36 protein-coding genes are annotated in these 26,137 nt (G+C 66.4%); 28 read left to right on the forward strand and 8 right to left on the reverse strand.

Annotated features, from left to right (window positions below; translation table 11 throughout):
• Positions 1–13: 13 nt before the first annotated feature.
• The 6 genes from SSPN_RS0117590 to gp17 all read left to right on the forward strand — a co-directional run bounded on the left by SSPN_RS0117590 (position 14) and on the right by gp17 (position 2,730).
• Positions 14–1,009 (forward strand): SU10 major capsid protein, encoded by a 996-nt coding sequence (locus SSPN_RS0117590; RefSeq protein WP_010696605.1) that lies wholly within the window; start codon positions 14–16, stop codon positions 1,007–1,009.
• Positions 1,010–1,123: 114 nt separating this feature from the next.
• Positions 1,124–1,327, forward strand: a complete 204-nt coding sequence (locus tag SSPN_RS0117595; RefSeq protein ID WP_010696607.1) for a hypothetical protein — start codon at positions 1,124–1,126, stop codon at positions 1,325–1,327.
• The gene (locus tag SSPN_RS0117600) at positions 1,327–1,689 is read left to right on the forward strand and encodes a hypothetical protein (protein WP_010696610.1); all 363 of its coding nucleotides are present in this window, start codon (positions 1,327–1,329) and stop codon (positions 1,687–1,689) included. The genes SSPN_RS0117595 and SSPN_RS0117600 overlap by 1 nt, the downstream gene beginning before the upstream one ends.
• On the forward strand, positions 1,686–2,018 hold the full coding sequence (locus tag SSPN_RS0117605; protein ID WP_010696612.1) for a hypothetical protein: 333 nt from the start codon (positions 1,686–1,688) through the stop codon (positions 2,016–2,018). Before SSPN_RS0117600 ends, SSPN_RS0117605 begins: the two co-directional genes overlap by 4 nt.
• Complete coding sequence (locus tag SSPN_RS0117610) at positions 2,018–2,335, forward strand: hypothetical protein (protein WP_010696614.1); 318 nt, start codon at positions 2,018–2,020, stop codon at positions 2,333–2,335. Before SSPN_RS0117605 ends, SSPN_RS0117610 begins: the two co-directional genes overlap by 1 nt.
• A 47-nt stretch (positions 2,336–2,382) precedes the next feature.
• Entirely contained in the window at positions 2,383–2,730 is a 348-nt protein-coding gene (gp17, locus tag SSPN_RS0117615) for a tail completion protein gp17 (RefSeq protein ID WP_455566939.1), read from the forward strand.
• Here gp17 and SSPN_RS54935 read toward each other — a convergent pair.
• Positions 2,720–3,436, reverse strand: coding sequence for a hypothetical protein (locus SSPN_RS54935; RefSeq protein ID WP_143539553.1), 717 nt, complete (start codon positions 3,434–3,436; stop codon positions 2,720–2,722). The genes gp17 and SSPN_RS54935 overlap by 11 nt on opposite strands.
• Positions 3,437–3,496: 60 nt before the next feature.
• On the opposite strand from SSPN_RS54935, the gene SSPN_RS0117620 reads away from it, so the two are divergent.
• From SSPN_RS0117620 to SSPN_RS0117690, 15 genes are all read left to right on the forward strand, one after another.
• Complete coding sequence (locus SSPN_RS0117620; protein ID WP_010696618.1) at positions 3,497–4,195, forward strand: phage tail tube protein; 699 nt, start codon at positions 3,497–3,499, stop codon at positions 4,193–4,195.
• Between the two features lie 9 nt (positions 4,196–4,204).
• Positions 4,205–4,831, forward strand: coding sequence for an HNH endonuclease (locus SSPN_RS44325; protein WP_044573028.1), 627 nt, complete (start codon positions 4,205–4,207; stop codon positions 4,829–4,831).
• A gap of 214 nt (positions 4,832–5,045) precedes the next feature.
• A complete protein-coding gene (locus SSPN_RS0117630) occupies positions 5,046–5,249 on the forward strand; it encodes a hypothetical protein (protein ID WP_010696624.1) in 204 nt (67 codons plus the stop codon).
• Between the two features lie 18 nt (positions 5,250–5,267).
• Positions 5,268–5,573: a hypothetical protein gene (locus tag SSPN_RS0117635; protein ID WP_010696625.1), complete on the forward strand. Its 306-nt coding sequence runs from the start codon at positions 5,268–5,270 to the stop codon at positions 5,571–5,573.
• A 224-nt stretch (positions 5,574–5,797) separates the two neighbouring features.
• On the forward strand, positions 5,798–6,010 hold the full coding sequence (locus tag SSPN_RS0117640; RefSeq protein WP_010696626.1) for a hypothetical protein: 213 nt from the start codon (positions 5,798–5,800) through the stop codon (positions 6,008–6,010).
• Positions 6,011–6,016: 6 nt separating this feature from the next.
• Positions 6,017–9,739: a tape measure protein gene (locus SSPN_RS0117645; protein WP_010696627.1), complete on the forward strand. Its 3,723-nt coding sequence runs from the start codon at positions 6,017–6,019 to the stop codon at positions 9,737–9,739.
• A 13-nt stretch (positions 9,740–9,752) separates the two neighbouring features.
• Positions 9,753–10,703: a phage tail family protein gene (locus tag SSPN_RS0117650; RefSeq protein ID WP_010696628.1), complete on the forward strand. Its 951-nt coding sequence runs from the start codon at positions 9,753–9,755 to the stop codon at positions 10,701–10,703.
• Positions 10,704–10,768: 65 nt separating this feature from the next.
• On the forward strand, positions 10,769–11,110 hold the full coding sequence (locus SSPN_RS0117655) for a hypothetical protein (RefSeq protein WP_010696634.1): 342 nt from the start codon (positions 10,769–10,771) through the stop codon (positions 11,108–11,110).
• 3 nt (positions 11,111–11,113) lie between these two features.
• Complete coding sequence (locus SSPN_RS0117660) at positions 11,114–12,286, forward strand: hypothetical protein (RefSeq protein ID WP_010696635.1); 1,173 nt, start codon at positions 11,114–11,116, stop codon at positions 12,284–12,286.
• A complete protein-coding gene (locus tag SSPN_RS0117665) occupies positions 12,283–13,419 on the forward strand; it encodes a hypothetical protein (RefSeq protein WP_029535447.1) in 1,137 nt (378 codons plus the stop codon). Before SSPN_RS0117660 ends, SSPN_RS0117665 begins: the two co-directional genes overlap by 4 nt.
• Positions 13,419–13,988, forward strand: a complete 570-nt coding sequence (locus SSPN_RS0117670; RefSeq protein ID WP_029535448.1) for a hypothetical protein — start codon at positions 13,419–13,421, stop codon at positions 13,986–13,988. Before SSPN_RS0117665 ends, SSPN_RS0117670 begins: the two co-directional genes overlap by 1 nt.
• A complete protein-coding gene (locus tag SSPN_RS0117675) occupies positions 13,985–14,371 on the forward strand; it encodes a hypothetical protein (RefSeq protein WP_010696641.1) in 387 nt (128 codons plus the stop codon). Before SSPN_RS0117670 ends, SSPN_RS0117675 begins: the two co-directional genes overlap by 4 nt.
• On the forward strand, positions 14,356–14,631 hold the full coding sequence (locus SSPN_RS0117680; protein ID WP_010696642.1) for a hypothetical protein: 276 nt from the start codon (positions 14,356–14,358) through the stop codon (positions 14,629–14,631). Before SSPN_RS0117675 ends, SSPN_RS0117680 begins: the two co-directional genes overlap by 16 nt.
• 44 nt (positions 14,632–14,675) lie before the next feature.
• Positions 14,676–15,662, forward strand: a complete 987-nt coding sequence (locus SSPN_RS48995) for a glycoside hydrolase family 19 protein (RefSeq protein ID WP_010696650.1) — start codon at positions 14,676–14,678, stop codon at positions 15,660–15,662.
• A 2-nt stretch (positions 15,663–15,664) separates the two neighbouring features.
• Complete coding sequence (locus tag SSPN_RS0117690) at positions 15,665–15,949, forward strand: hypothetical protein (RefSeq protein ID WP_029535449.1); 285 nt, start codon at positions 15,665–15,667, stop codon at positions 15,947–15,949.
• A 162-nt stretch (positions 15,950–16,111) separates the two neighbouring features.
• Here SSPN_RS0117690 and SSPN_RS54940 read toward each other — a convergent pair whose 3' ends face one another.
• The 4 genes from SSPN_RS54940 to SSPN_RS0117705 are packed head-to-tail and all read right to left on the reverse strand — an operon-like array spanning position 16,112 to position 18,311.
• Complete coding sequence (locus SSPN_RS54940) at positions 16,112–16,702, reverse strand: FUSC family protein (protein WP_143539552.1); 591 nt, start codon at positions 16,700–16,702, stop codon at positions 16,112–16,114.
• Positions 16,695–16,973 carry a hypothetical protein gene (locus SSPN_RS0117695; protein ID WP_010696652.1) on the reverse strand — a complete coding sequence of 93 codons (279 nt, stop codon included), beginning with the start codon at positions 16,971–16,973 and terminating at the stop codon, positions 16,695–16,697. The genes SSPN_RS54940 and SSPN_RS0117695 overlap by 8 nt, the downstream gene beginning before the upstream one ends.
• A gap of 52 nt (positions 16,974–17,025) precedes the next feature.
• Entirely contained in the window at positions 17,026–18,033 is a 1,008-nt protein-coding gene (locus SSPN_RS0117700; RefSeq protein WP_143539551.1) for a WXG100 family type VII secretion target, read from the reverse strand.
• Between the two features lie 5 nt (positions 18,034–18,038).
• Complete coding sequence (locus tag SSPN_RS0117705) at positions 18,039–18,311, reverse strand: hypothetical protein (protein ID WP_143539550.1); 273 nt, start codon at positions 18,309–18,311, stop codon at positions 18,039–18,041.
• A 323-nt stretch (positions 18,312–18,634) separates the two neighbouring features.
• Here SSPN_RS0117705 and SSPN_RS0117710 point away from each other — a divergent pair, with 323 nt between their 5' ends.
• From SSPN_RS0117710 to SSPN_RS0117720, 4 genes are all read left to right on the forward strand, one after another.
• Positions 18,635–19,483 carry an ESX secretion-associated protein EspG gene (locus SSPN_RS0117710; protein ID WP_237710578.1) on the forward strand — a complete coding sequence of 283 codons (849 nt, stop codon included), beginning with the start codon at positions 18,635–18,637 and terminating at the stop codon, positions 19,481–19,483.
• 132 nt (positions 19,484–19,615) lie between these two features.
• The gene (locus SSPN_RS0117715; protein WP_010696657.1) at positions 19,616–20,035 is read left to right on the forward strand and encodes a hypothetical protein; all 420 of its coding nucleotides are present in this window, start codon (positions 19,616–19,618) and stop codon (positions 20,033–20,035) included.
• A gap of 2 nt (positions 20,036–20,037) precedes the next feature.
• Positions 20,038–20,619 (forward strand): DUF3558 family protein, encoded by a 582-nt coding sequence (locus tag SSPN_RS51260; protein ID WP_158309580.1) that lies wholly within the window; start codon positions 20,038–20,040, stop codon positions 20,617–20,619.
• Positions 20,620–20,651: 32 nt separating this feature from the next.
• On the forward strand, positions 20,652–21,911 hold the full coding sequence (locus tag SSPN_RS0117720; protein WP_010696658.1) for a hypothetical protein: 1,260 nt from the start codon (positions 20,652–20,654) through the stop codon (positions 21,909–21,911).
• A 1,012-nt stretch (positions 21,912–22,923) separates the two neighbouring features.
• Here SSPN_RS0117720 and SSPN_RS51270 read toward each other — a convergent pair.
• Positions 22,924–23,214: an HC3 family zinc finger protein gene (locus SSPN_RS51270; protein WP_083821762.1), complete on the reverse strand. Its 291-nt coding sequence runs from the start codon at positions 23,212–23,214 to the stop codon at positions 22,924–22,926.
• 439 nt (positions 23,215–23,653) lie between these two features.
• Between SSPN_RS51270 and SSPN_RS59910 the strand changes: the two genes are divergently transcribed.
• The 3 genes from SSPN_RS59910 to SSPN_RS0117730 are packed head-to-tail and all read left to right on the forward strand — an operon-like array spanning position 23,654 to position 24,776.
• Complete coding sequence (locus SSPN_RS59910; protein ID WP_237710580.1) at positions 23,654–23,989, forward strand: helix-turn-helix domain-containing protein; 336 nt, start codon at positions 23,654–23,656, stop codon at positions 23,987–23,989.
• The gene (locus tag SSPN_RS44335; RefSeq protein WP_010696660.1) at positions 23,916–24,548 is read left to right on the forward strand and encodes a DUF5753 domain-containing protein; all 633 of its coding nucleotides are present in this window, start codon (positions 23,916–23,918) and stop codon (positions 24,546–24,548) included. The genes SSPN_RS59910 and SSPN_RS44335 overlap by 74 nt, the downstream gene beginning before the upstream one ends.
• 48 nt (positions 24,549–24,596) lie before the next feature.
• Positions 24,597–24,776 carry a DUF397 domain-containing protein gene (locus SSPN_RS0117730; RefSeq protein WP_237710581.1) on the forward strand — a complete coding sequence of 60 codons (180 nt, stop codon included), beginning with the start codon at positions 24,597–24,599 and terminating at the stop codon, positions 24,774–24,776.
• Positions 24,777–25,569: 793 nt separating this feature from the next.
• Here SSPN_RS0117730 and SSPN_RS0117735 read toward each other — a convergent pair.
• Both SSPN_RS0117735 and SSPN_RS62710 read right to left on the reverse strand, forming a co-directional pair.
• Positions 25,570–25,809: a hypothetical protein gene (locus tag SSPN_RS0117735; RefSeq protein WP_029535452.1), complete on the reverse strand. Its 240-nt coding sequence runs from the start codon at positions 25,807–25,809 to the stop codon at positions 25,570–25,572.
• Positions 25,810–25,811: 2 nt separating this feature from the next.
• On the reverse strand, positions 25,812–26,093 hold the full coding sequence (locus tag SSPN_RS62710; RefSeq protein WP_158309581.1) for a DUF3039 domain-containing protein: 282 nt from the start codon (positions 26,091–26,093) through the stop codon (positions 25,812–25,814).
• Between the last annotated feature and the right edge of the window lie 44 nt (positions 26,094–26,137).

The following is a 26,137-nucleotide window of genomic DNA, read 5'->3' on the forward strand; positions in this document are numbered from 1 at the left end:
AAGGAGAGATGCGATGCCCGGCATTACCGGCATGCTCAACACGTTCAACTCGCCGAACTTCGTCGGCGAGTTGTTCTCGGTCACGCCGACCGACACGCCGCTGCTGGCCTCGATCGGTGGGCTGACCGGCGGCCAGTCCACCGATTCCACGATTTTCACCTGGCAGTCCTACGACCTACGTGCCGCCGATGACTCCCGGCAGCGCCTGGAGGGCGCCGACGCCCCGGAGGCCGAGGCCAGGACGCGGTGGAACAACTTCAACGTGGTGGAGATCCACCAGGAGGCGTTGTCGATCACCTACACCCGCGAGGCCGCGACCGGCCAGTACGCCGCGACCGGGTCGAACGTGCCGACCTCGGCGTCGATCAGCGGGATCAACCCGGTCGGCGACGAGCTGACGTGGCAGACCCAGCGGCACCTGGAGCAGATCGCCCGCGACATCGAGCTGAGCTTCATCACCGGCCGCTTCGCGCAGCCCGGCGACAACGCCCAGCCCCGCAAGACACGCGGTCTGCTGCAAGCGATCGAGACCAACGTGATCACCAACGCCACCGCCGCGCCGCTGACGGCCGAGATGGTGATCGACCTGCTCCAGATGACCTGGGAGAACGGTGGCCTGACCGTCTCGGAGACGGCGACGCTGATCTGCAACGCCTACCAGAAGCGACAGCTGACCAAGGCGTTCATCTCCGACCGCAACTACCAGGAGCAGACCCGCAACGTCGGTGGCGTTAGCTTGCAGACCATCGAAACGGATTTCGGGCGGCTCAACATCATGCTCAACCGCTACATGCCCGCCGACACGGTGGTGGTGGCGTCGCTGGACGAGCTGACCCCGGTGTTCCTGCGCGTCCCCGGTCGCGGATTCCTGTTCGCCGAGCCGCTGGCCAAGAGCGGCGCTAGCGACAAGTACCAGATCTACGGCGAGGTCGGCTTGAACTACGGCAACGAGCGCGCCCACGGCAAGATCACCGGACTGACCACCGCCCCGGCCGCACCGGAGGCGTGATGGGTGGCACGCCGAATCCCGGGACGCCGAAAGACAAACGGATTTCCGGGCGCGGGCGAAACCCGGCCCGAAGACCGGCAGCCGCAACAAGCCGAAGCGGAAGGGAGGGCGGTCGTGAAGTTCACCTGCCAGCGGCATCCCGGCCTGTACGTGCGCGATTTGGGTGTGCGGTTCACCGATGGCGTGGCCGAGGTCGACGCCGCGACGGCGGCCCGGCTGCGCACCCTCCCGGCCGAGCTCGGAGTACGTCAGGCCGGCGGGGATGAGGATCCCGGCACGGACGCCCCGGCCAAGGCCCGGAGAACGCGGCGCACGTGATGGCCGAGCTGTTCACAGCCGAGACCCTGGCCGCGCTGGTGGGCCGCCCGGTCTCGGCCGAGACCGGCGCAGCGATCCACACCTGGACGCTCGCGGCGATCCTCGGCGAGATCGGCGAGCTGCCCGACCCTGTGCCGCCCGACGTCACCGCGGTGGCCCTGGAGGTGGCCAAAGCGGCGGTGCCCACGCCGGGCGGTGCGGCCTCGACCACGATCGGCCCGTACGCGGCGACCTATACCGACAGCGGGGGCCCCCAGGGCATGGATCTCAGCAGGGAACAGCGCATCCGGCTACGGAAGGCAGCCGGGCTCGGCGCGGCCTTCAGCGTCGGCACCGGCAGCGCGATCCTGGACGTCCCGTGATCCCCGAGGGCCTGGCGGGGCAGGTACTCACGGTCTCCAGACCGGCGGGCACCAATCGCTACGGCGATCCGCTGCCGCCCACCGAGCACGAGATCCCCGGCTGCGTGCTGGCCCCGGGCGGTTCGACCGAGGACACCGACAGCGCCGATCAGGTCACCGCCCGCATGACCGTCTACACCGGACCGGAGGCCGACGTACTGGCCACCGACCGGATCGTGCTGCCGGATGGCACCCACTGGGCGGTGACCGGCGGACCCCAGCGCTACCTGAGCCCGTTCGTGCCGGGCTCGGGCGTGTGCGTGATCAACCTGGAAAGGGTGACCGGCTGATGTCCACTGTGGAAGTCGTCCTCAACCACCAGGGGCTCGGCGAGCTGCTGCGCGGCCTCGAGACCCACGAGCTCGTCATGGACCGTGCCCGAGGCGGCGCGCAGTTCGCCCAGAGCATCGCCCCGCACCGCAGCGGCGAGTACGCGGCGGGCATCCACGCCGAAGACGGCGGCCTCGGCGGACCACGGCAGGACCGGGCCGTCGGGCTGATCGTCGCGACCGCCGGGCATTCGGCGGCCGTGGAATGGGGCAACGCCCACCAGCCGCACCCGCACCACGTGCTCGCCCGCACGATCGACATCGTGGAAGCGGGCTAGCGGTGGGCCTGGTCCTGCCACCGTTCCCCGACGCCGAGACCGTCGTCATGGCCCTGCTCGAACCCCTGGCATCGACCGTCACCGCGACCCCGGCCACCCTCGTTCCGCCGCTGATCCGCGTCAACCGGGTCGGCGGCAGCGACGACGGGATCACCGACCATCCCCGCATGGAGATCGCCTGCTACGGCCAGGACCGCGAGCAGGCGTGGCAGCTCGCCGAACAATGCCGACAGGCCATCCTCGGCAGCCCCCGCACGGTGGCGCACGGCGTGCTCATCGACAACGCCCGCACCGACAACCCGCCTACCCAAACCCCGTACGCGCACACCGAGGACATCCGCCGCGTCCTCGGCTACTTCCGGCTGTCGTGGCGTCGCCCCCGGGCTACCTCTTAAACAGCAGCGTCAACATTCCGATCAGAAGGGTTGCAGAGACGCCAGCAAGTGCGATCGTGGCAGTTTGCCAATGGCGAACGGTCGTCGCTCGCTCCTTCCTGTACTCATCTTCTGTGACGGCGCGAATAATTGCATACGACCCAATTGTCTCCTTTATGGCCACCTTGGCGCCATACAGGAATGCTGCACCCATTCCAAATATAACAACGGCGCCGACGATTAGTTGGAGCGGCGAGTAAGGAACACCTTCAGGGTTGAGTCGCGTCGCATTCCAATCTAGAAGTAGAAATATTGTGCGGCCAAAAATAAGCAGTCCCACCGATCCGAATACCAAAGCAAATAGGATCTCGTGCCATCGTGGCCGAGTTGCCCGCTGCTTCGTTTGTCGCGAACGTGCCCAGTGGCCGTACACGGCTTCACATGTTTCAGGATCTCCGACTGCCTCTGCGGAACTTCGAGAAAGGTGAACTTCGACAGTTTTGCCCTTCACTGCGAGTTGCTGTGACTCAAGGTCAGATAGAGAGCGGAGGTCCACTGCCTCATCGAAAGTGCCGCCGTTGAATTCCATCACGGGGGCGTCGCCGTCCCCGTCGAGACGTTTTATCTCGTCACAAAGCGCCTGGAGTCCATCAATTGTCACTAATACCTTGCCGAGGTCGCGGAATTCCTTCGTGACCAGGCTTGATCCACGTCTGTGCACAACCACGCAACGCAGCGTACCCATCCGTCACGGTCGGTGTCCGGGATTTGAACAAGAGGAGACGTGATGACCGCTCCATCAGGGACGAGCTACGAAGCTCTGCGCGACAAGAAGAACCAGCTGATCCGTAAGGCTCTGGAGGGCTCGGTGTTCATCGCCGACGAGTCCGCGGAGTTGCCGACGGCGCTGACGACGGGCGACGCGGCGCAGCTGCTCCCGTTGCCATCGGGGTATGAGGATGTCGGCTGGGTGGAGAAGTCCGACGGGGCCACGTGGTCGCGTTCGGTGGACACCTCGGATGTGGAGTCGTGGGGTGCGGTCGAGCCCACCCGTACCGACATCGTGAAGCAGACCGACGGGCTGAAGTTCATCGCGCAGGAGACCAAGCGGCGCACCCTGGAGATCTACGAGAGCGTGAACCTCGCCGAGGTCACCCCCGATTCGACCACGGGCGAAGTCACCTTCGACCGCCCGACGCGTCCCGCCCCGCGCTACTTCCGAGCGATGGGGCTGTTCCAGGACGGCGCGGGAGCGGACACGATCTACGTCGCCAAGCTCGCGCCACGGGCCGCCGTCACCTCGACCGGCGACCAGAAGTGGTCCGACGGTGAGGTTGTTGGCTACGACGTGACGTTCACGGCCTACTTCGACGCGGCTGCGGGCACGGCGATGCGGTTCTTCTTCGGCGGCCCCGGCTGGAAGGCGTTGCTGGAGGACATGGGGTTCAAGACCGCTCCGGCGACCGCCGGCCAGAACGGAGCGTGACGTTCGTGGGTGCCCTATGTCGCTCTGGATGTCGGGACAGAACCCTACCCTTGCGTGGTGCCAAACGATCGTCCGTCAATCCCCGCTGAGCTGCGCCGTGCTGTGCTGGTTGAGGCAGGGCACCGGTGCGCGATTCCGACGTGTCGGCAGTACCCGGTCGATATTGATCACATCGTCGACTGGGCGAAAGTACAGCGGCACGATTTCGACAACTTGATCGCGTTGTGCCCGACCTGCCACGCTCGCAAGACCCGCGGTGAGATCGACATCAAGTCGATGAAGCAGTACAAGATCAACCTGGGCGTGCTGACTAGCCGCTACACCGACCTCGAACTACGACTCCTGCGGTGGTTGGTGGACTACATGCCTGGGCGCGGTCGCCCGATGCTTCCCGATGGCATGATCTGGGTGGTCGGAGACCTGCTGTCTGACGGCTTGATCGAGCTGCGCGATGACGGCTGGCTGCTTCCGTCCGGCCACCCTGACGGCCCGGGTCCGAACAATTTTATGAAGCAAGTGGCCACTGATCGGAACGCGAGGTACGTGTCCCTGACAGATAAGGGCCGCGAACTGGTTGAACGCTGGTTTGGAGCCAAGCCTCTTGACTGGGTTTGGCGCTTCAAGCCCCTTGACTGATCCGTGCCGTGCCCCTTGGCGACCACGCCGCTCCAATCGAAACGCACGGGCACTCGCGCAGCTTTGAAGGCGCAGCCGAGTGGGTAGCTCGCCGTCGGCTGGCTGAGGCATTCGAGACGTGGCGCGGCGCTGGCGGTTGGGGTGGCCACGGCGCCACGCCACACCCTTCGCCTCACGTATCCGGCCACCCCGCCCAACCACCAGGAGGACCGCGATGCCCACCCTCCGAGCCCCATCGGGCCGGACGTACCGGACCGATGACGACACCGAGGTCCGCAACCTCACCCTCGGCTACGGCTACACCGTCGTTCCCGACAAACCGGCCGCGCCCGAGGAAACCGAGCCCGCCGAGCGTCGCCCCGGCCGCCGGAAGGCGACCAAGACCGACGACACCCCGGCCGACGAGACGACCGAGTAAGAAGGAGACCACCCCACGATGGCCAAGACCTACAAGTACAGCCGCTACGTCGCCGAGGCCAAGAAGGAGCCGTTCGTCCTCGAACTGGACGACGGCGACCAGATCAGCATCCAGGCTCCGTCCGGCGAAGTCCTGCTGGAGATCGAGGAGGCGTTCAGTTCCCGGCGTCGTCTGGAGCTGCTGACCGGCGATCAGTACGACCGCGTGTTTGAGCTGGTGCGCCATGCCCCGGCAGGAGCGCTCAACGGCTTGGTCTCCGACATGGTTGAGCACTTTGGACTATCGCCGGTGCCGCCGGGGGGTGGGCGGGCCTCGTCGCGCTGATCGAGGACTACGGCGAGGCCCTTGAGTACGACGTTCAGCACGAACTCGGGATCGACATCCTGGAGTTCTTCACCGGCAGACGCCCGTGGCCGCAGCTGTACCGGCTGATCGAGCGGCTACCGGATCACTCCCACTACAAGGTCGCCATCCGCGATGACGACGAGCTGGCTCGCCGACAGCGCGAAGCCGAGCGCACCAGCCCGCAGGCCGCGCCACGTCCGGGCGTGGACGCCCACACCTGGACCCCGGAGCGGGCGGCGCTGACCGACATCGCCGACATCCTGCTGACCATCCGGGCCTCGCTGGACGCTCAACGCACCGGCAAGAGCCAGAAGCCCGATTCCATGCCCCGTCCGACGTTGGCACGAGACCGGCTGGACGCGGCCGACCGTCACCACCGTCACCAGGAGCGAGTGCGGCTGATGCTCGGGAGGTGATCTCCCGTGTATCTGGCCGGATCCGCCTACATCCAGCTTCTCCCCAGCCTGCGCGGCTTCGGCAGCTCGGCAGCATCACAGATCAAGTCCCAGCTCGCCGACGTCGGCGAACCGGCAGGCCAACAGGTCGGGCGCAATGTCGGCGGCGGAGTCGAGACCGGCCTGACGGGCGCGCTGACCCGGCTACGCGGCCGGTTCGATGACCTGGCCCGCTCCGGGGCGACCTCGATGAGCACCCTGGCGCGGGGCACGGCCCCGGTACTCGATCAGTTCGGCCGCCTGTACCCGGTCCTGGGCCGGGTCCGCGACGGATTCACCGACAGCAACGCCGCCGCCTCGGTGTTTTCCGGCACGGCCGGGACCGTCGGCGGACGGCTGCGCACCGTGGTCGACCAGACCAGCCGCGTCGGCTCGCAGTTCACGGCGATGTCCACGCTGTCGGCAGGGGCGCTGAGCCGCACCGGGTCGGCGATCACCCGGGGCCTGACCGCACCGATCCGGGGCGCGGGCACGGTGCTGGCCGGGTTCGGGCTGTCGGCCGGGACCATCTTCACCGGGGCTGGCGTCGCCGCGGTCGGTATGGGCCTGAAGTTCGCGGCCTCCCAGGAGCAGGCCGAGATGGCGTTCTCCACGATGCTCGGCTCCGCGCAACAGGCGCAGCGGTTTGTCGCGCAGTTGCAGGATTTCGCGGCGAAAACACCGTTCGACCTGCCGAGCGTCACCACCGGGTCGCAGCGGCTTATGGCCTTCGGGTTCGCCGCCCAGGATGTACTGCCGACGCTGACCGCGATCGGTGACGCCGTGGCGGGCATGGGCGGCTCGGCCGACCAGATCAACCAGGTCGTGCTCGCGGTCGGTCAGATGCAGGCCAAGGGCAAGGTGCAGGGCGACGAGATCTTGCAGCTGACCGAGGCCGGGATCCCGGCGCTGCGGATCCTGGCCAACCAGTACGGCGTCACGACCTCGGCGATGCAGGACATGATCTCCAAGGGCGTGGTGGCCAGCGCCGAGGCGATCCCCAAGCTCATGTCCGGCATCGAGCAGGGCACCCGGGGCGCGGCCGGGGAAACCCAGGCGTTCGCCGGGATGATGTCCAACCAGGCCACGACCCTGACCGGGATCTGGTCGAACTTCACCGACAACGTCAACCAGGCCCTCGGGCGGCTGGTCGCCCCAGCGCTGCCGTTGGTGAAGTCCGCGCTGGGCGGGCTGACCGAGGGGCTCGGCGCTCTGCCGGACCTCATCACCCGTTTCCAGCAGGCAGCGCGCCCGGCCGCCGAGATCGCCGGAGCGGCCTTCCGGGACTTCGGCGCGTTCGTGACCGACTCGGTCCTGCCCGCACTGGGAAACCTTTGGTCGGCGGTGCAGCCGGTCGCGGAAATCCTGGGTGGGGCACTGCTGGCCGGGCTGCGGCTGGCCGGCTCGGTCCTGCGGGATGTCCTCGGCCTCGCGCTGGTCACGGTCTCGGAATGGCTGCGCCCGCTGATGCCGCTGCTGGTGGGCATCGCGGCGGGCTTCGCCGCCTGGTACGGCATCGCGGCCACGGTCGCCACCGTCGCCGGGGCGATCGGGTTCGTCCAGAAGGCGATCATGGCGGTGCGCATCGCCTGGCTCGCGCTGAGCCTCGCGTTCACCGCTTCGCCGATCGGGTTCGTGATCGCGCTGGTCGCGGGCCTGGTCGCCGGGGTCATCTACGCCTGGAACAACTTCGAGGGCTTCCGCGATGTCGTGCTCGCATGCTGGTCGGCGATCCAGACAGCGGCGCTGTGGGCCTGGCAAAACGCGCTGAAACCGGCGCTGGACGGGATCGCCTCGGCAGCGGTCGCGGTCGGCGAATTCTTCGTCACCATCTGGCAAAACGGTGTCGTCGTCGCGTTTCAGGCGGTCGGCGCGGCGGCATCGTGGCTGTGGTCGAACGTGCTCTCCCCGGTGTTCGGCTTCATCGGCCTCGCCGCACGCACGCTCGTCGCGGTAATCGTCACGGTCCTGGTCGCACCCTGGGTGATTGCCTTTCAGGCCCTCGCCGCGATCGCGACCTGGCTCTGGGCCAACGCGCTTTCCCCGTTCTTCTCCTGGGTCGGCGAACGAGCGACGGCACTGTGGACCGGATACATCAAGCCCGCCATCGACGCCATCGTGGGAGCGCTGATCGCCTTCGGGGACTGGTGCACCTGGCTCTGGCAGGCGAAGATCTCGCCCGCGCTGGCCGGTATCGGGCAGGCGTTCGTGTGGCTCTACGACCACTCCATCGGCTGGGTCGTGGGCGTCGTGGTCGACGGCCTGCGGCGGGTCGGCGACACCGCGAGCTGGTTGTGGCAGCAGAAGATCGTCCCGGCCTGGACGGGAATCGGGAACACGATCTCGTCTGTCTACAATGGAACGATCGGGGTCGTGTTCGGCTGGATCCAGTGGGGTCTGGGCCAGCTCGGCGACTTCTTCACCTGGATCTACCAGCAGCGGATCCGCCCAGCCTGGGACGCAGTGGGCGCAGTGATCGGGTGGGTCTACGCCAACGCGATCAGCCCGGCGTTCGAGGCGGCGAAGTCGGCGGTGCGCTCCGTCGGCGAAGCCTTCGATCAAGCCGTGACGTGGATCGGCGATGTCTGGTCCAAGATCAAGAACATCGCGGCCACGCCGGTCAACTTCGTCATCGACTGGGTCTACAACCGGGGAATCCGCGCCGTCTGGAACTGGGTGGCCGACTTCCTCGGGCTGGGCAAGCTGCAAGAGGCGGCGATGATCCCCACCTTCGCCGGAGGCGGGCTGATCCCGGGCTACGAACCGGGCCGGGACACGATGCTGGCGTGGCTGTCGCCGGGCGAAGCCGTGCTTACCCCGGAGGCCACACGGATGGTCGGCCCGGCCAATGTCCTGGCACTCAACGCCGCAGCATCCGGACGGGCCGCCACCGTCGGTGATGGTGATGGGTTCCCGCGCTTCGCCGGCGGCGGGATCGTGGACACGCTGCTGTCCTTCGCCGAGGGCATCGGAGAGAACGCGACCGCGCTGTTCAAGGACCCCATCGGCTGGATCAAGTCGCGCATCGGGTTCCCGGATTCCCCGTGGATCACGATGCTGGCCAAGATGCCCGCCGAGCTGATCGGCAAGTCGGTCCACTGGCTGTGGGAGAAGATCAACCCGTTCGCCGGAAGCGGAGGCGGTGCGCCCACCGTCGGCGGCGACCTGGCCGGGTGGATCCGCACCGGCATGATGATCGCCGGGGTGCCCGCGTCCTGGGAAGGACCGCTGCGGACCCTGATCATGCGGGAGAGCGGCGGCAATCCCCGCGCCATCAACAACTGGGACGTCAACGCTCAACGCGGGGATCCGAGCCGGGGTCTCATGCAGACCATCGGCGGCACTTTCAGCGCCTACCGGGATAAGCGGCTGTCGGCCGACATCTACGACCCGATCGCCAACATCGTCGCGGGCATCAACTACATCAAGGCCCGCTACGGCAGCGTTTTCAACGTCCAGCAAGCGGTCGGCTCCACCCCACGCGGCTATGACAGCGGCGGCTGGCTTCCGCCCGGCCTGTCCACTGTCTACAACGGCACCGGCAAGCCCGAGGCCGTGTTCACGCACGAGCAGTACGAAGCGCTGGCCGGGCAGCTCCAGGCGCAACGGGAGCCGTCGGCGTCGGTGACCGTCTACGCCCGCACCGACGCCGACCCGCAGCACATCGCGCACACCGTGGACCGCCACCTGGCGCTGGGCACTCGCTTGTGACGGAGGTGAGGCGGTGGTACTCGGCGCGCACGTCTGGACCCTGGACTGGCTGAGGCTGCACCCCGACGGTGCGCAGCGCGACCGCTTCGGCGTCCAGTGGATCCTCACCGAGGAAAAAGGGTTTTGGTCCTCGCCGGGCACCAACGCCACCCTGTCGTCCCGGCTGGGCAAGCACGGGGCCTACCGCTCGCCCGGCTGGAAGAACCAGCGCACGATCACCCTGACCGGGCGGGCCTACTGCCCGAACTACGCGCTGCTGCGCCAGGCCGAAGCCAACGTGCTCGGCCTGCTCGCCGACCCCCGCCGCCCGGCGACGCTGACCTGCTACTCCGAGATCGGCGCGCTGTCCTGCGAGGTGTTCCTGGACGGCGACATCCTGTGCACCCCGCTGAAGGTCATCAGCGAACCGGGGATCGAGTTCAGCATCCAGCTCGTCGCGCCGGACCCGGCGAAATACGCCATCGACTACCAGGAAATGTCCACCGGCCTGCCCCGCGATGCAGGAGACGGGCTGGACTTCGCACGGGTCATGCCGCCTGACACGAACCAGGGCTTGTTCTTCGGGATGGGCGCCGACGACGACGGCCTGTCCTTCGGCACCTCGAACGCCTCGGGGTTCATGCGGCTGACCAACACCGGCACCGCGCCCACCATGCCGGTGTTCACCCTGTACGGGCCGCTGACGAATCCGGTGCTGACGGCAGGGCAGGCGAGCATGCGCTACAACGCGGTGCTGGCTCCCGGGGAGTACGTCGTGATCGACCCCGCCGCACCGTCGGTGCTTCTGGGTGGCACCGCGGTACGTCGCCACCTGCTCAACCCCGCCAGCTTCGCGGGCTTCGCGATCCCGCCCGCCGACCCGGCCACCGGCAAGCCCGGCGAGCTGTCGGTGGGCCTCACCCACACCGGCCCGGTCACGGATGCCGGCTCGGTCCGCGCTCGCTTCCGCAGCGCCTGGTTCTGACCTCTCCCGTTCAGCACCGCCTGTGTCACACCTTTCGCCTCCGCGATCAGAAAGGACGCTCCCGCATGGGTATCTACTCCGACGAGCCCGATCCGCCGACCTACTTCCAGGTCGTGGAGACGGCCGACTGCGTGCGCTACACCGACCTCAGCCAGGCGCGGTGGTTCATGGACCGCATCAACTACGCCTTCGGCGGCCAGGCGTCGACCAACGTCCGCATGGGCGAGGACGGCACCACCATCCGCTGGTTCGGCTACTACCAGCTGCGGCTGGGCGACTGGCTCTACAAGGGCAACACCGCGATCGACGACGAGACACTGCGGGCCTCCGCGCTCAAGCCCTCGCTGGACGAGTGGCCTGCCGACGACAGCGAGCCGGGCACCGATCCCGCGAGCGGGACGGCGTAGGCGATGGTCGCGCTCGGCTCGTCAATGGCCTCGGCGGTGGACCCGTGGGCGGTGCAGTCGCGCATCGGGCTCACCGATGCGCGACTGGCGCTGGACTCGGTACTCATGCCCCGGCCGAACCTGTCCTACATCGACTACCGCTCGGGCGTGATGGCCAGCGGTGACGCGGGCACCTCGCACATGGCGATGCTCGTCAAGCCCGCCGCCTCCGGGCTGGCGGTCACCGTCGAGATGGGCAACTGCGTGATCAACACGCCGGGCATGGGCGCCTACATGTGCGCGCTCGACAGCGTGAAGACGCTGAACCTGGCGGCATCGTCGGCCACGACCAACCGCATCGACCTAATCGTGGCCAGGGTCTACGACGACCTCAACCCCGCCCTGGCCTCGGCCTCCGGCGTGCGCAAGTTCGCCGTGGAGATCTGGACCGGCGATCCGGCGACGGGCATTCCGACCCGGCCCGTGCCGACGGTCAACGCCGGGTGGCATCCGCTCGCCGAGGTCCGCGTGAACAAGAACGCCACCACCATCAGCGCGTCCGACATCACCGACCTGCGAGGGCCGGCACTCGTGGCTCGCGGCGGGATGCGCAGCTTGTACGGCGCCGATGCCGAGCCGACTTCGGACGCCTACGCCGAACCCGGCGCCTATCCCGGTGACCAGAGGTGGGTGCACACCAGCGGGTTCCAGCACCAGGTGTACTACGGCGCAGGCCAGGGCTGGCGCGGTGTCCACAACGCCCAGGTGTTCAACGCCAACCCGCCAGCCGGTGAACGGAAATGGGTCCTCGGGGCCGGGCGGCTGGAAGCGATCTGCTCGGTGACGATCCCGGATCCCGGCGTGCCGTACATGATCTTCCCGACGGGGCGGCTGGCCGTCTTGCAGAGCCCCGGCACTGCTGTGCACGCCCACATCAAGCTGACCAAACCCGACGGTCCAGCGGTGAACTGGGTCGGCGACGACACCGGCAACGTCAACGCCGACACCAACCACGTCTATTCGATCCCGCCGCTGATGTTCGGCGAGCTGACCGGCTCCACCAGCGTCTACCTCACCGCGCAGGTCATCGCCTCCCCGAACGGCGGCGGATTCGGGTATCGCGGTTCCGACACCGGCCACAACCTGCTGTCGGTCGTGGTTTACCCGTCCACGGTGCAGCCCCCGGGGACGGGATGAGCGACTGGCGGGTCATGGTGGCCGAGACCGTGACCGGCACGGTGATGGCCGACGTGACCCCGCGTGATGTCCCCTCGTTCTCCCGCAAGCTCACCGACAAGGGCTCATGGACGGTCAATGTCGTCCCCGACGACCCGGCCAACGCCACGCTGGACTTCCACGCCTTCACCGACGCCGGACGGTTCTCGTGGATCGTGCTCTACGGCACCGTCGTGGTCCAGGCCGGGCCGACCTGGACGTACTCCTTCGATGAGTCCACCCGCACGCTGTCGGTCTCCGGCACCGGCATCCAAGGACTGTTCGCCCGCCGAGTGCTGCGAAATCCCTTGGGGCACACGGCGATCGTGGACCCCAGCGAAGACCTCATGATCTCCGACAAGACCCTGCGCGGCATCGCCCGGGAGATCGTGGCGGCCAACCTCGCCCAGCCCGGCTACGGCCTGCCCCTCGACCTGCCCGCACCGGAACACGGCGATGCCACCCGCAACTACTTCGCCTACGACCTGGCCACGGTCTGGGATCGCCTGGACGAACTGACCAAAGTGCAAGGCGGCCCGGAGCTGGACTTCTTCCCGTACTTGGTTCCCGGCGAGAACAAGGTGCGCTGGCAGCTGCTCATCGGCGCCCCGCTGCTGGGCGACCAGAACTCCGCCGCAGTGTGGGATTCCGGCGCGGCGCTGACCGGTATCGACCTCGACGTCAACGGCAGCGCCAGCCCATGCACCCGTGTGTGGGCCAAGGGCTCCGGCTCCGACCGGGCGCTGCTGACCGGCTTCGCCGAGGACGCCGCACTCGTCGGTCTGGGTTTTCCGCCCACCGACTATGTCGACGGCGACCACACCTCCGTCATCGAGCAGGCGACGCTGGAAAGCTACGCCCGCGCCGACCTGGCCGCCTTCAGCCGACCCACCGAAACCTGGTCGTGCGTGGTGCGCATCGACGGCACCAACACCAGCCGGTTCGAGGTGACCCCGGCGCTGGGCAACTGGAGCCTCGGCGACGCCCCGATGCTCGGCGTCAGCGGCCACCCCTGGATCTCCGACGGGCACTACCGCCGCCGAATCCTGGGCTACGGCAACAACGACGCCTCCTCGATCAAGATCGACCTGCAACCCACCCCTGCGGAGTTGTGATGCCCCAACCTCCCGGCACCGGCACACTCGGCGAACAGTTCCGCCAGCTGGGCCGCCGCGTCGACGAACTCAGCCGCAACACCGGCTCCCCACCACTGTGCGTCGTGCGCCTCACCACCGACGTCACCGCCTGGGACGCCGAGTCCGAGGACGTCGTGCCGATCACTGAGTGGCAGTCCGTCCCCGAACGCGACGAGCGAGGGATGTGGCACTACAACGACAACGGCGACAGCTTCGTCCGGCTGCCCTGTGCGGGCCGGTACTCCATCACCGTGGCCTCGAAGTGGGGCAGGCCCAGCAGCTTCAACCCCGACGTACCGAACTGCGTATCCACCTCGGTACTGCTGAACTCCCGCACCGACCCCGTGACCAACGCGATCGCGGAGGCCAGTGCGTACATGCTGCCCTTCGCCAGCACCTGCTACGACCTGCACACCGAAGACCGAGTGCTCGCGGCCGGAGACCAGCTCCGGATCAACTTCTGGTCGCGCTTCGCCAGCGTGCGGCTTCTGGCCCGCTCGCTGGCGGCCTCCACCCAACTCGTCGTCCGCTACCTGGGGCCACGATGAACAACTACCGCTGGCTGGCCTCCACCGGCATCATCATCGCCCTGGTCAGCGCCTGCGTCCATTACACCGTCACCACGGCCGCGTCACCGCCGCAGTCGGTCGTCGGCTACCTCGATCGCCTCGGGCCGCTGCTGCAACTCCTATTCGGAACGACGGCGCTGCTCCTGGTGCTCGCGCTCGTCTCCGGCCGTGGGCGACACGGTGCACACGCGCTCGCCGCTGGCTGCCTCAGCGGCTACGCCGCCGCACTCTGGGCCACCGCCATCCTCTCCGTCTCCACCCGAGGCATCGTCACGGCCGGGCTCGCCACCGCACTCGCCATACACGCGCTGCTGCTGGCCTCGGCCTACTCCAAGCGAGGTACGCCGTGGACCCGGCACTGATCGGCAGCATCTTCGCGGGTGTCACCGGCGTGCTGACCGTGCTCACCGGATACGCGCTCAACAAGCGGAAAGTCGAAACCGAGCAGGTGTCCCGCGATATCGGCGACCTGACCTCCGAAGTCGAGGACATGCGCACCCGGCTCGACGTCGCCCTGCGCCACATCTACGAGCTGCGCGGGGTCATGACCGCCGCGCAGATCGCGGTGCCCGAGCTGCCCGACGAGCTCCAGACCCGCCGCACGCGCCGCAACACCGCCTGAGCCGCGACGGCACCGACCCGCACCAACCAGGGAGGTGATCACCAGTGAATGGCGCGACGCTCGCGCTCGCGATGGGCTGTTCTCCAGCGGTCGCCGCGAAATACTCCACGGACTTCACCCGAGCGCTGGTCACGGCCCAGTGCACCACAGTGGACAGGGTTGCCATGTGGTGCGCGCAAATCGGCCACGAGTCGGCGGGCCTGCGGTACATGGAAGAAATCGCCTCGGGCCAGGCTTACGAAGGCCGCAGGGATCTCGGCAACACCCAGCCCGGCGACGGCCGGAGGTTCAAAGGCCGGGGACCGATCCAGCTCACGGGCCGGAACAACTACGGCGCGTTCGGACGGTGGGCCAAGAATGCTGGCCTGGTTCAGGACGCGAACTACTTCGTCAACAACCCGTCCGTCGTCGCTACCTCGCAATGGGGATTCCTTGCCGCGGCCTGGTATTGGACCGCCGCTCGCCCACAGCTCAACAGGCTCGCTGACGCTGGCGACATCGTCGGCGCGACCAGGGCTATCAACGGCGGCACCAACGGCATCAACGATCGCCGACGCCGCTGGAACGACTGCCGGCGCCTGGGAGGTGCGCTGCTCGACGGTGGCGTGGCGGCACTGCACGGAGGAGATGAGCTCGACATGGCAACCCTGCAAGAAGTCGCCGACATCGTGCGGCGCTACATCCCCAGCGGACTAACCACCACTGTGACCGTCCCGCGCTCGCCTGACCGAGTGCGCACCGCCACCATCCCGTACGCCCCGCGAAACGGGGTGATCACCGGCAACGAGGGCACGGTTTTCGCCTCGGTGACCGCTGGCGAGCCGGTGGAGGTCCACGAGATCTACGCCGAGCGTGACTGGGAGGCGGACGGCAAGCGCGGCGAAAAGGTCGGCCTGCAAGGGCACTACACGCTCCAACCAGGCGATCGGCAGTCGTTCCGGATGCCCGACTACGCCACCCAGTTGTCGATCGCCTACCAGGGCGATGCCGAGATCTACGTCAGCTTCGAGTTTGACACCCAGTGGAAGTGACCATGACCGGAAGGCACGCCATGAACCAACCAACTGGCCCACCGACGCAGACTGAACCGGCTGCGATCGCCGAGGCAGTGCGCATCATCCTGATCGCCCTCGTCGGCGCCGGGTGGCTCACCCTCGACGACACGACCCTCGCCTCGATCGTGTCAGTGGTCGGCGTGCTGGCCTCGGTCGCCTTGACCTGGTGGACACGGCGAAAGGTCACCAGTCTCGCCGCCCCACGCGCCACCGACGGCACGCCGCTCGTGTCCGCCGAGCCACCGGCCCGGCCCGCCGAATAGCCCTCTGAGTGGCCCGGTGCGCTACCGCCGGGCACAGAAACGCCCCCGCCTGCCCTCCGGTTGTGTGCCTGTAACCGGACGCGGGCGGGGGCATTTCGTCATGTGCACGGGCAGGCCGTCGACCTGCGGCTCGTCACTGGGTAGCCGAGCCCGAACCTCAGATCAGCTGTGGTGCGGTGGCTCGTTCTGACTGGGCGGTCCAGGCGGTATGGGAGGCTGGGGCGGCTGGTTGGAGAACATTTTCCGTCGCAGGCTCTCGGGCGGCGGGTTGTCCCGGACGAACTCCGCGAACTGCTGGGCTTTACGAGCGCGTCGGTACTCGGCGTTGTCACGGTAGTAGCGGTTTGAGGCCGGTAGCCAGGAACACACAAGGCCTACAACGCATAGTGCACCGATGAGCACACTGAGCGCCTTGCGGTCGATTCCCCATTCTGGGTCGAGCAAGCCGAAAGGAACCAGGACGGCGTAGCAACCGGATATTATTGTGAAAAACACGCGCCAGCCGTTAGACCCGGAACGCACTTTCCAGCAGCCGAACAAAAAAATCGCAGCGAGGATCGCGCCGAAGATAAGGCTGGCAAGAATCGCGCCTTCGGATGCCATCGCACCGAGCAGCCAGAACAATACGGCGACTGCCGCCCATGTTCCGGCTGCAAGCTCCAAAACGGCAGGCCGGCGGGGCGCTTCACCGGAAGATGGAGCGCCATAAAAACCGCCTGGCTGCGATGGGTGCGGATATCCCTGGTTAGTCATCGACATTCTCCAGCCAGGTGTTGTCGGAAAAGTCGTCATCGTCGTCCCAGGATGGGGACGAATCGCGGTTCGGTCGTACCGGTTCCTGCGGCTGTTCAGGCTGGTCCTGGTGTTCAGAGGCGCGTTTCAGGCTCTGCTCAAGATCCTCTGAATCACGAATTGTCGCCTCACGGTAGCACTCTTCTTCGTCCCGCAGCTCGGAGGCGAGATTTGCGACTCGTTCATGTGCGCCGTTGACAATCGCCGCAACACGAGCCGGGTAGGAGTCCACGAAACTTCACCCTCTGCTTTGCATCAACTTCGGGAAGATTTTGGCACTGCCTTCATGTTGAGAACAGCGGCGGTACGTCCGCGAACGGGTTATCCGGAACGCACTCGGCTGCGCCGATGAACTCGTCCCACAGGCTCCGCAGATCTTCCTCCGTCTTGGCGCACACGATCTCGTTGAATTTGGTCAGCTTCGACTCGAATGCGGGAACAAATTTCTCGTCCAGGAGTTTTTTCGCCAGGTTAGCCGCTTCCGTGAGCATGTCCACGGCGCCGTCCGCATATTCTCCGACCACCGGGACGTAGGAAGCCGCGCCTTTGACAATGTCCCCAAATCCGTCCGTGACAGCGCCTACGGCGTCGTACATTGCGACGCCTGATTGGTGTCGTGCCATTTTGATGTGCTGCTGGACCGTGGGCGGTACTTGGCCGGCGCAGTCCACGCTGAACAGTTCAAGGGCGGACTGCGCGCAAAGCCGGATGATGGACTCCATCGCGCTCACGTGGTGCTCGACGTTGCGGCCGAACGTATTGACACCTTCCTGGAACGCATGGCCTGCTTCCAGGAACTTCGAGATGTGGTTCGTCGCGGCCACGGCGGCATCGCCACTCCAGGTTTCCACCAAGGCTCGGAACTCCGAATCGACCTCGGCGTAGGTGTTCTGCATGGCACTATAGGAGCCTTGGACCGTGCCGACGTCATGACGGAAGGCGCCAAAGTCGATGCCGAAAAACTTCCGGTACTGGCCGTAGATATCACGTTCGAGATCGAGTCCGGCCTTCGTCCAGTCGTTGTAGAGCGGCAGGAAGGCGTCAAAGAATCCAAGCCCCGAGATCCCGACGTTCAGCAACTCGTCGGACCGGCTCGCACCAGAGCTCGCCATCTGCGCCAGCTCACCCTTGGCGCCCTCGACGGTTCGTTTCGCCTCCGCAGCCCGGACCCCGTATTCCTTGATCGAAGGAAGTGCTTTTGCAGTTACATCTGCGTATTCTCGACTTGCGGTTATCGGATTAAGTCGGCCTGCAAATTCGACAGCCTTTTTGACTTCGTCCCATTCGCCCATGTTTCTTACTCCCCAGCCTGGACGGAACCGACACTGCGGGCGTTGTCCGCGTCGACTGAGCCGTACGTGTCCGCGGAGGCGCCCAACGCGTTTGCGATTCCTGCGACACGCAACGCGTAGTCACGAAGTCCTTTGCTCATGTCGATCATGAGTGCGCGGTACTGCTCGCCCGCATAATGGAACGGCTCGCCTACGTTCCCCCCGGACACGGTGCTACCTGCCACCTCGGCGGACTTGTCCTCCACCGGCCCCACCATTGCCTGGATTGAATTTCCCACCGCAGCGAGATCCTCGCTGCTGACACCGAAACCTGCCACTGGCTTCCGTTCCCTCCCCTGGGCGTCCAAGCCGACCGAGCCAGCGAACCACTGGACGGGGCGACGACAAGGGCACTCGCCCTTCCCCGCATATGTGATTTATGGCACGGCGACGGGGGCCTCCTGTCGTTTCTCTTCGGCGACCGTAGCAGTCAAAATGCATTGACTAGACCATTCGTGTGAGAGCGCGCTCGTGCCGACCGGATCGAACATGCCGGGCGCCGGGTGTCGATATGCTACCGCCCGGTCGGATGACGCCAGATGTCTTATGTGGAGCCGAGTAGGTGCCTGGGGTGGAGTGCAGTTTTTGGGAGTTCGGCGCGATCGTGCGCCACGAGAAGGCGCGTCACGATGCCGAGATGGACGCGTCTTCCGATGCGCGGCGCCGGTTCGAGGTCCCGGCATTCGTAGCCTCCCGCGACAGCGGGCTTGACCAGCCAGCCGATCCGCGGGCGAGGCTGGAAGCCGCCGAGGACAGTGCGCGGGCCAAGGGCTGGATCGAGCGCAGCGGCAAGCTGAACGATCAGTGGTTCGAGATCGTCTCCGCCCTGGTCTTCGGCCACTCCTTCGCCTACCTCTACCTCACCGAGCCGGGTAAGGCCGAGACCCGGGCAATGGTGACCGTGAATCACCTGGGATTCCGCATCGTCCTGCGCGGTGACCAGGTGTGGATCGACGAGGTCTCCCGGAAGGCGGCCGACAATGCATTGGTGGGGTGTCTGCCCGACGTGGCCCCGGCATCCGGTCGTGGCGTCACGGTTCCGACCAACATCCTGGCCGCAGCCGGTACCGACGCCGAAAACCACAAGGCCGACCAGGGTGACTGGGTCACCTACGAGCTTGGGCAGGCCGGTATCCGCACCGAAGACGCCCGCACGGTCGGCAAGCTCGCGAAACTGGCTGATCGCGTGATCGGACAGTTCAACGTCGGTATCCGCGAGTTCGACGGCCGCAGCCATCTTGCGCCGTGGGCGATCGTGACCCACCACTGTCCCTCTGGGCGAGTCGCGCAGATCCCACAGCCACCCCGAGGAGAACAGACCCGCGTTGAACCAGGCGCGGCTTCCGTGATCTCGGGCGCGCTGCGTTCGTATCGCGATGAACTCCGGAGGCAAGTCCGTGACCAGCGATAATTCCTGTACTCCTGTCGGCGGCGGGGTGCCGCTCGGCGTTTTGGGTAGTTCTACTCGACTTTGCCCACGACTACGGGCAGTTGTGCCAGGATCACGCCCGTAGGGGAGATCGGATACAGGAGGACAGCAGGCGTGAGCGAGCCCATGTCGCCGCAGCAAGGGGCCGCGATGCAGGCCGCCGGGATGGTGATGACGCCGTTCAACCCGGTCACCGGCGCCGCGATGATCGCAGCCGGCACCGTCAGCGGCCACCAGACCTTCGAAATCCAGCCCGAACAGTTGCCGCGCGTTCTTGCCGGACTCGACGAAGTCCGCGGCAAGTACGTTGAGGCGCAGCGGCTTGCAGTCCAGCTATCAGCCGTCACGCCCCCGTTCGCAGATGACACTACGGTCGCAGCGTTCAAGAAGATCCGCGAGCGTGCTCAAGGTGGTGAGGGCTGCCTGTACGACACTGCTCAGGGGATGATCGATTGGGTCGACGGTTTCAAAGCCGCAGTCCAGAAAGCGATCGAAGATCACCAGCGCATCGATGACGAAAACCGGATGGCCTGACCTTGAACACCACACGTACCGCCGTCACCGCCGTGGCAAGCCTGCTCACTCTCGGCCTAGCCGGATGCTCAAGCCCGACACCGGGAACCCCGGAACCCACCAACGGCGGCGAGACTACGTCGGCCGCAAACGATCCGTTCCAAATAGGTCAGCCGAAGAACCTCAAGGCGGTCAGTGAACCCTGCCAGCTGTTGACCCCTCAGCAATTGCAGCAGCTCGGCGCTACGACCGAAGGGAAGCCAGCCCAAGCCCAATGGGGCCAAACCAACTGTGCCTGGGACAACGAACAGCTCACTCTTCAGGTTTCGCCGGACACAGTGCAGGGCCAAGGGATTCGGTACATCGCGAAGATCGCTGGCGACGACAACGGAAACCCTACTGCCAAGATCGACGGATATCCAGCGGTTCACGAAGGAAAGAGTAGTGGGTCGTGCGGAACTTACGTCGGTGTCTCGGACAAGGAAATGGTCTTGGTGCATTTCGGGGTGGGGTCTGAAGGCCGTAGTAATCCCGAGTTTACCGATCCGTGTGCGACGGCCGACAAGATCGCAGGAATGGTGATCTCGAACCTTCCTCCGGCGTGAGGCCGGATTTCGCGGAATACGAGGAGAGGGCTATGGGGGCGTTCGACTGGCTTTTCGGTAAACAGGAGGTCGCTGGTCAGGCGCAGATGGCGTTTGACCACCCGAAGGTCTACGGCGACGTGGAGACTGGCCCAGGCGTCGCTGTGGCATCACAAACTGCAGCGGATTGGCAAGAGAAAGTCAGTGCCGCATTCGCCGATGCGGACGCTGCGCTTGACCGGGTCCTCAAAGACTCCGAGATCATGATGCAGGGCGCTGCGGGGGATCAGTCGCGGGATGCCGTGACGCCGTTGTCGCAGGCGACGCGGGGCTCGATCGAGGTCGCTGCGCAGGCAGGGGCAGCGGTGCAGCAGCAGGCGCAGGGCTCGGCGGACTTCAAGAACGCGTTCCCCGCTCCGCACCAGGTTCCGCCGGACAACATCGGGTGGGGCGACTACGTCAACCCGATCTCCTACGGCTACAAGTCCGGGGTCCGCGCTGCGCACGAAGAAAAGCACGATCAGGTCGAGGCGCAGGCGCGGCAGCAGTACGAGTCCTACACCCAGGCCACCAACGACCGGGTCAACGGCATCCAGCAGTTCGCGCCGCCACCGACGTTCGCCGGAGACGTGACCCCGGCCCAGACCACGCCGGTGAACAAGGTCAGCCCGATGAGTACGGGCTACACCGGTACCGGTGACATGAGCTCGGCGCAGTCTTCGACCGCACGTACTCCCGGCAGTCCGATCCCTTCGGCTTCGATGCCGCCTGGCGGGCAGTCATCGGTGGATCCGGCGCCGCAGGTTCCGGCCGAGTCCGGTTCGGCGTGGGCGACCCCGCCCGCCGCAGCAGGCCCGTTGCCGGGTCCGGCAGCACCGACTCCAGCGCCCGGCGGTGGGTTCGTCGGCGGAGCGGTGATCCCGCCCGGTGGCACGGGAACCGGGACGGGAACAGGCGGCCGAATCGGCACCGGTACGGGTCGTGGTCTCGGGGCCGGGACTCCTCGCGGTGGAGGAGGCAATCTCGGGAGCGGTGGGCGAACCGGCGGCCTCACACCAGGAAGTAGCGCAGCTTCGGGTACGAGCGGTACAACAGCGCGTGGCGGCGCAGCTGGTGGTGTGACCGGTGCGACCGGTGCGCAGGGACGCGGCCAGGGCTCCGATGATGATAAAGAGCACACCAACAAATACGCCGAACACAACACCGACCCGTTCACCGACCTCGGCCTGCCCAATACCGCGCCGCCGGTGTTCGGCGACTGGACGGCGCAGACCGAGGACGGCAAACCGCCCCGTCCGCCTGAGGAAAAGTAGTCGACGAACATCGAGTTGACTGATGGCCGCGTGCCCCCCGTCCATCTCGGGTAGGGCGCGGCCAGCTTTTTCATGCCGTGTTGGGCCTGGGAACGATCCGAACGTGTCCGGTACGGACTTGCTCGGCGCACCATGCACACGTCGGGCGATCGTCCTTGCCGGACGCTTCTTGTGGCGGGGTCAGAACGCCACACAGCCCGGCGATTTTACGGTCTTTTCGGGGCAGAGCTTCGATAGATATGACGTGATTCTGGTAGCCGAACGCAGCCCAGTATCCAACAGGACTGTCTTCTTTGGACTGATGGTCTGGCAAGGACGTTCTCCTATAAGCATGAAAACGGGAAGGTGGTTGCGGGCGGGGATGCCCCAGGGGGCAGGACATCCCCGCCCACGCGGCCCGGATGCCGGTCGGGGGTTCGGGGGCACGGCATCCGGCCCGGGCTCTAGCCGCAGGCGCCCATTCCGGACGTGTTGCAGCAGGTCGTCGGATGGCGTGGGGAACCCGCCTCCGAGCGCGGGGGCCGCTGTTGGCGGCGATGGCCGGTTTGGGGGCGGCTTGGTGGTGTGCGCGTCGGCCAGGTGATCATTGCTCGTGCCCTTTCCGTGAGGACCGGCTGCGCAAGGTGCGCTTGCCCGGTGAGCGACGTGGGGCGGATCGTGATCGGGCGGCCGATGTCGGCGGGCAGGAAGCACAGAGGGGCCGGTCGCAGCACCGCTATCGGGGCGTGAACGTGTCCGGGCGGCGGGAGTGTGAGTGCGGCCCGGAGGGTCCATACGGTTGTGGAGTGGTACTGCCAAGACACCAGTACGGGGGCGAACACGTCGGTGTCGGCCAATGTCGGGGCGCGATAGGCGCTCGCATCGTCTTCCCCACGGAGGATCAGGACGTCAGCGCATGTCGGCCACTGAAACACATGGGCCACCAATTCTGGACCGTCCTTCGGGCCGAACACGTAGAGCACCCCGCCCCTGCGACGCAGTGCGCTCAGCAGTTCGTCAACCTCGGTGCGGCTCACTTCCCCTGCCTTCCGCGAACTGGGTGGTGTTCCCGGTGTGGCGACTGTGCGGCCCCCAGCGGCGGTAGTCCGGCCAAAACCCGGGCTGCGGCAGCGCATTCGGGACAGGTTTGCCACAACCACGCCAGCTCGCCCGACGCGGCCTGGATCTGCCGGTCACACAGCGACGTGAGCACCGTGCCGTCCGGCCAACCTCCGGCCGGCTTGTCCTCAGCGCTCGCGTGCCGCGCCCCGCCTGCTGGAACCCAGCTGAACGGATGAGGGCGATACATCACGCCACCATCCATGGAGTCAGGGCAGGGCCGGTGCCTTTCTCATCGCCGACGCACACCGGCCCCGCCGGGCCACTGCGCGCCAACCTGCGGGTCGGTCGTCGCGTCCGAGTGGCCGTCTTGAAGCAGTCAGGGGTCCACCTGAGAAACACCACGGGACCGGTAAGCAGCGTCCCAGCGGTGAATCCGAGAAGTCCGAGAACGGTCATTTGATGACCGCCTCCTTCGTATCTCGTCGGTCCTTGATCGGGACACCTCCCCGCCGCTTAGCCCTGTGAGAGACCTGGGCGGGGAGGGCCCGTTGGCTGCACGAGGCTTCCGCCAATGCAACCAACGTCAGACAAGGTATCTCAGGAAAGTTCCTGAGGCTATTGCTCCGATCGTGTGCTGTTCAGGAACATGGCCGAGTAGGGCAGACTGAGCAGCGTTTCACTGGAGTCGTAGAGAGGTCGTCATGGCAGAGGATCACGGCATCGAACAGGACCTCGTCCTGGAGGAAGACGCTGGGCCTAACCTGCGTCGGCGGCACCTCGGTCGGTTGCTACGCGAGATCCGACAGAGCCGGGGCAGGTCACTGAAGGAAGCCGCGACCTGGTCCGGTCTGCGCGAGGGCACGATCAGCAAGATGGAGAACGGAAAGCAAGCGATCATGCCGCGCAACGTGCGCTTGCTGTGCCAGTTCTACGACGTCGGCTCGCCACCGTTCAGACCTGCTTGTGCGGCTCGCGGACGAGGCGAACCAGCGGGGCTGGTGGGACTTCTATTCGGACACCATGCCCGACTGGTTTGAGCAATTCGTCGGCCTCGAAAGCGATGCGACCGAGCTGTGGAACTACAACCCCTCGGTGGTAGACGGCCTACTCCAAACGCCGGACTACGCCGAAGCTCTGATCGAAGCCAGCCTGCCGCAGTCGACCGACGCCGACCTTCGCCGCTCGGTCGAACTCCGCACCGCTCGTCAGAGCCGTCTCAATCGCGATACCCACCCGACGCAACTTCACGTGGTGCTCGACGAGGCTGTGCTGCATCGCGTGATCGGAAGCGCAGATGCGATGCGTGACCAGCTCGAACGTCTTGCGGAGATGGGCTCACGACCGAACATCACCATCCAGCTCATGCCCTTCATGGCCGGAGCGCACCCGGCAATGAAGGGACCGTTCTCACTGCTCCGCTTCCCGGAAACTCTGGACATGGACGCCGTCTATCTGGAGAACGAGCGCGGCGCGATCTGGCTGGAGCGTCCCGCCGACGTCGAGCACTACACCACGGTGTTCAGAGCCATGCGGAAGCAGGCGCTCTCACCAGAGGAGACACGCGATCGGGTGGTTAACCTGGCGAAGTCCCTGTGAGAGACCCCTGCAAGGGAGAACCGCACGATGTACGAGCTCGGAGGTGCTGTGTGGCGCAAGTCGTCACGCAGCGCTGGCAGCGGCCAGTGCGTCGAGGTTGCACAGAACCTCGCCGACATGGCTGCGGTGCGCGATTCGAAGAACCCGCGCGAAGCCGCCTTGATCTTCGCCAAGGCGGACTTCGCCAAGTTCCTCACCAACATCAAGTTCGGCAAGTTCGACAACTGATCGGCACAACGATGGCCGGCCCCGACGCCACTGCGCACGGGACCGGCCATCTGCCTACGGGCGCAGGACACCTCGATCCTGATCTTGCCCGTAGCAGTCGTGTAGCTACACGACCCCCACAAGCGTCTGACCAGGTAATACCGAGGGCCCCACAAGGTCATGCAAGTGATATCCTGGAACAGGCTTAACAGCCACTCTGACCAGGGATAACAGCAATAGCACAGCTCATCGGGTTGTAGTTCTGCGAGAAGGGCACCTTTCACCTCAAACGCACTCGTCACGTTTCGCCGCTGATCATCCATGAAGAGGCGGGGCCGGTCAAGGCTGTTTGTGCCCCGGTTTGTGGGGTGTTTTCGCGGTTTCCGGATGGGTGTGGGCACGCGCGGTTGAGGTGTCGGTGTCAGGGCTGGCCGTAAGGCCACCCCGTCAGGGGCTTGGCCTTGACGCCGGCACCGTGCGCGCGATCGTTGTTCACGCCGGGAACCCGAGGCCCGACGCCAATGTGCTCGCAAGGGCTCTGCTCGATGAAGGGCTGCGCGGAGAGCTGACCGAGGAACTGGCGGCGGGCTACGCTGGGCTAGGTTCACGCACCCCGTAGCTCCCCGAGCAGGACGTCCGCAGCCGCCCGCGCGGGTTCAGACAGTGGTGTCGGCGCTCAGCGACGGGCGGCAACCCAGATCGCGTTCTTCCGCCCAACCGTCCGGGGTGCCCTGCCGCCTCTGGGGGCCGACGGCGGCCACGTGGTGACGGCGGTGACATCGGGCATGGAACGCAACCGATGCCCCGCCGGGTCTTAGATCCGCTGCAAGACGTTTAGGACTTCGGCGAGCACGGCAGGAGACCGCGCCGTCTCGGTGGCCGCGACGCGGCGCGCTTCGGCGCGGGCGGCTTCGGCGTCGTGATCGTGCTTCGGCCACGCCGGGGACTCCGGTTCGGTGTACGGCGTGAACCAACCGCGAGCGCTCTCGGAAATGGTTCCTTGCCAACAACATCCGGACGCAACGATTCCTGTGCGGCGGTGTTTTCCCGACATGACTACGAAACCCCTGTGCTCGCGGTCTCGACGCACTCGGAACACATCGGCCAGTCGACCGGCGGGCGCGTGTGCGGCCCCCACCCGATCTCTCCGCAGAGACCGGAGACGACGGTCCCACTTGTCCCGTACTTCTGCGTCGGCGCTTTGGAGTGTGCGTAGTGGACGACGCGCTCGCGCCATGACGGCGCGTACAGCAGCGTTGCGCCTGGCGACTCAACGGCGCCGTCCGTTGGGGGGAGCCGGGAGCTCCGGAGACGGCGGCGAGGTTTCGAGCTCGGCACGTGAGACCGGCGGCACGTCGCTTGCGAGCGTGGCGAGCACCAAG

The sequence above is a fragment of the Saccharopolyspora spinosa NRRL 18395 genome (genome assembly GCF_000194155.1).
Classification (GTDB): domain Bacteria; phylum Actinomycetota; class Actinomycetes; order Mycobacteriales; family Pseudonocardiaceae; genus Saccharopolyspora; species Saccharopolyspora spinosa.

Bases quoted from the DNA above. Each gene is read 5' to 3' on its own strand.
- SSPN_RS0117665 (WP_029535447.1), top strand. From the start codon at position 12,283: ATGAGCGACTGGCGGGTCATGGTGGCCGAGACCGTGACCGGCACGGTG.
- SSPN_RS0117720 (WP_010696658.1), top strand. From the start codon at position 20,652: ATGGGGGCGTTCGACTGGCTTTTCGGTAAACAGGAGGTCGCTGGTCAG.
- SSPN_RS0117675 (WP_010696641.1), top strand. From the start codon at position 13,985: ATGAACAACTACCGCTGGCTGGCCTCCACCGGCATCATCATCGCCCTG.
- SSPN_RS51270 (WP_083821762.1), bottom strand. From the start codon at position 23,214: ATGGATGGTGGCGTGATGTATCGCCCTCATCCGTTCAGCTGGGTTCCA.
- SSPN_RS0117690 (WP_029535449.1), top strand. From the start codon at position 15,665: ATGACCGGAAGGCACGCCATGAACCAACCAACTGGCCCACCGACGCAG.
- SSPN_RS54940 (WP_143539552.1), bottom strand. From the start codon at position 16,702: ATGACTAACCAGGGATATCCGCACCCATCGCAGCCAGGCGGTTTTTAT.
- SSPN_RS0117700 (WP_143539551.1), bottom strand. From the start codon at position 18,033: ATGGGCGAATGGGACGAAGTCAAAAAGGCTGTCGAATTTGCAGGCCGA.
- SSPN_RS0117590 (WP_010696605.1), top strand. From the start codon at position 14: ATGCCCGGCATTACCGGCATGCTCAACACGTTCAACTCGCCGAACTTC.
- SSPN_RS0117660 (WP_010696635.1), top strand. From the start codon at position 11,114: ATGGTCGCGCTCGGCTCGTCAATGGCCTCGGCGGTGGACCCGTGGGCG.
- SSPN_RS0117670 (WP_029535448.1), top strand. From the start codon at position 13,419: ATGCCCCAACCTCCCGGCACCGGCACACTCGGCGAACAGTTCCGCCAG.
- SSPN_RS0117630 (WP_010696624.1), top strand. From the start codon at position 5,046: ATGCCCACCCTCCGAGCCCCATCGGGCCGGACGTACCGGACCGATGAC.
- SSPN_RS0117735 (WP_029535452.1), bottom strand. From the start codon at position 25,809: ATGTCGGGAAAACACCGCCGCACAGGAATCGTTGCGTCCGGATGTTGT.
- SSPN_RS0117635 (WP_010696625.1), top strand. From the start codon at position 5,268: ATGGCCAAGACCTACAAGTACAGCCGCTACGTCGCCGAGGCCAAGAAG.
- SSPN_RS0117600 (WP_010696610.1), top strand. From the start codon at position 1,327: ATGGCCGAGCTGTTCACAGCCGAGACCCTGGCCGCGCTGGTGGGCCGC.
- SSPN_RS59910 (WP_237710580.1), top strand. From the start codon at position 23,654: ATGGCAGAGGATCACGGCATCGAACAGGACCTCGTCCTGGAGGAAGAC.
- gp17 (WP_455566939.1), top strand. From the start codon at position 2,383: ATGGCCCTGCTCGAACCCCTGGCATCGACCGTCACCGCGACCCCGGCC.
- SSPN_RS0117620 (WP_010696618.1), top strand. From the start codon at position 3,497: ATGACCGCTCCATCAGGGACGAGCTACGAAGCTCTGCGCGACAAGAAG.
- SSPN_RS0117610 (WP_010696614.1), top strand. From the start codon at position 2,018: ATGTCCACTGTGGAAGTCGTCCTCAACCACCAGGGGCTCGGCGAGCTG.
- SSPN_RS0117655 (WP_010696634.1), top strand. From the start codon at position 10,769: ATGGGTATCTACTCCGACGAGCCCGATCCGCCGACCTACTTCCAGGTC.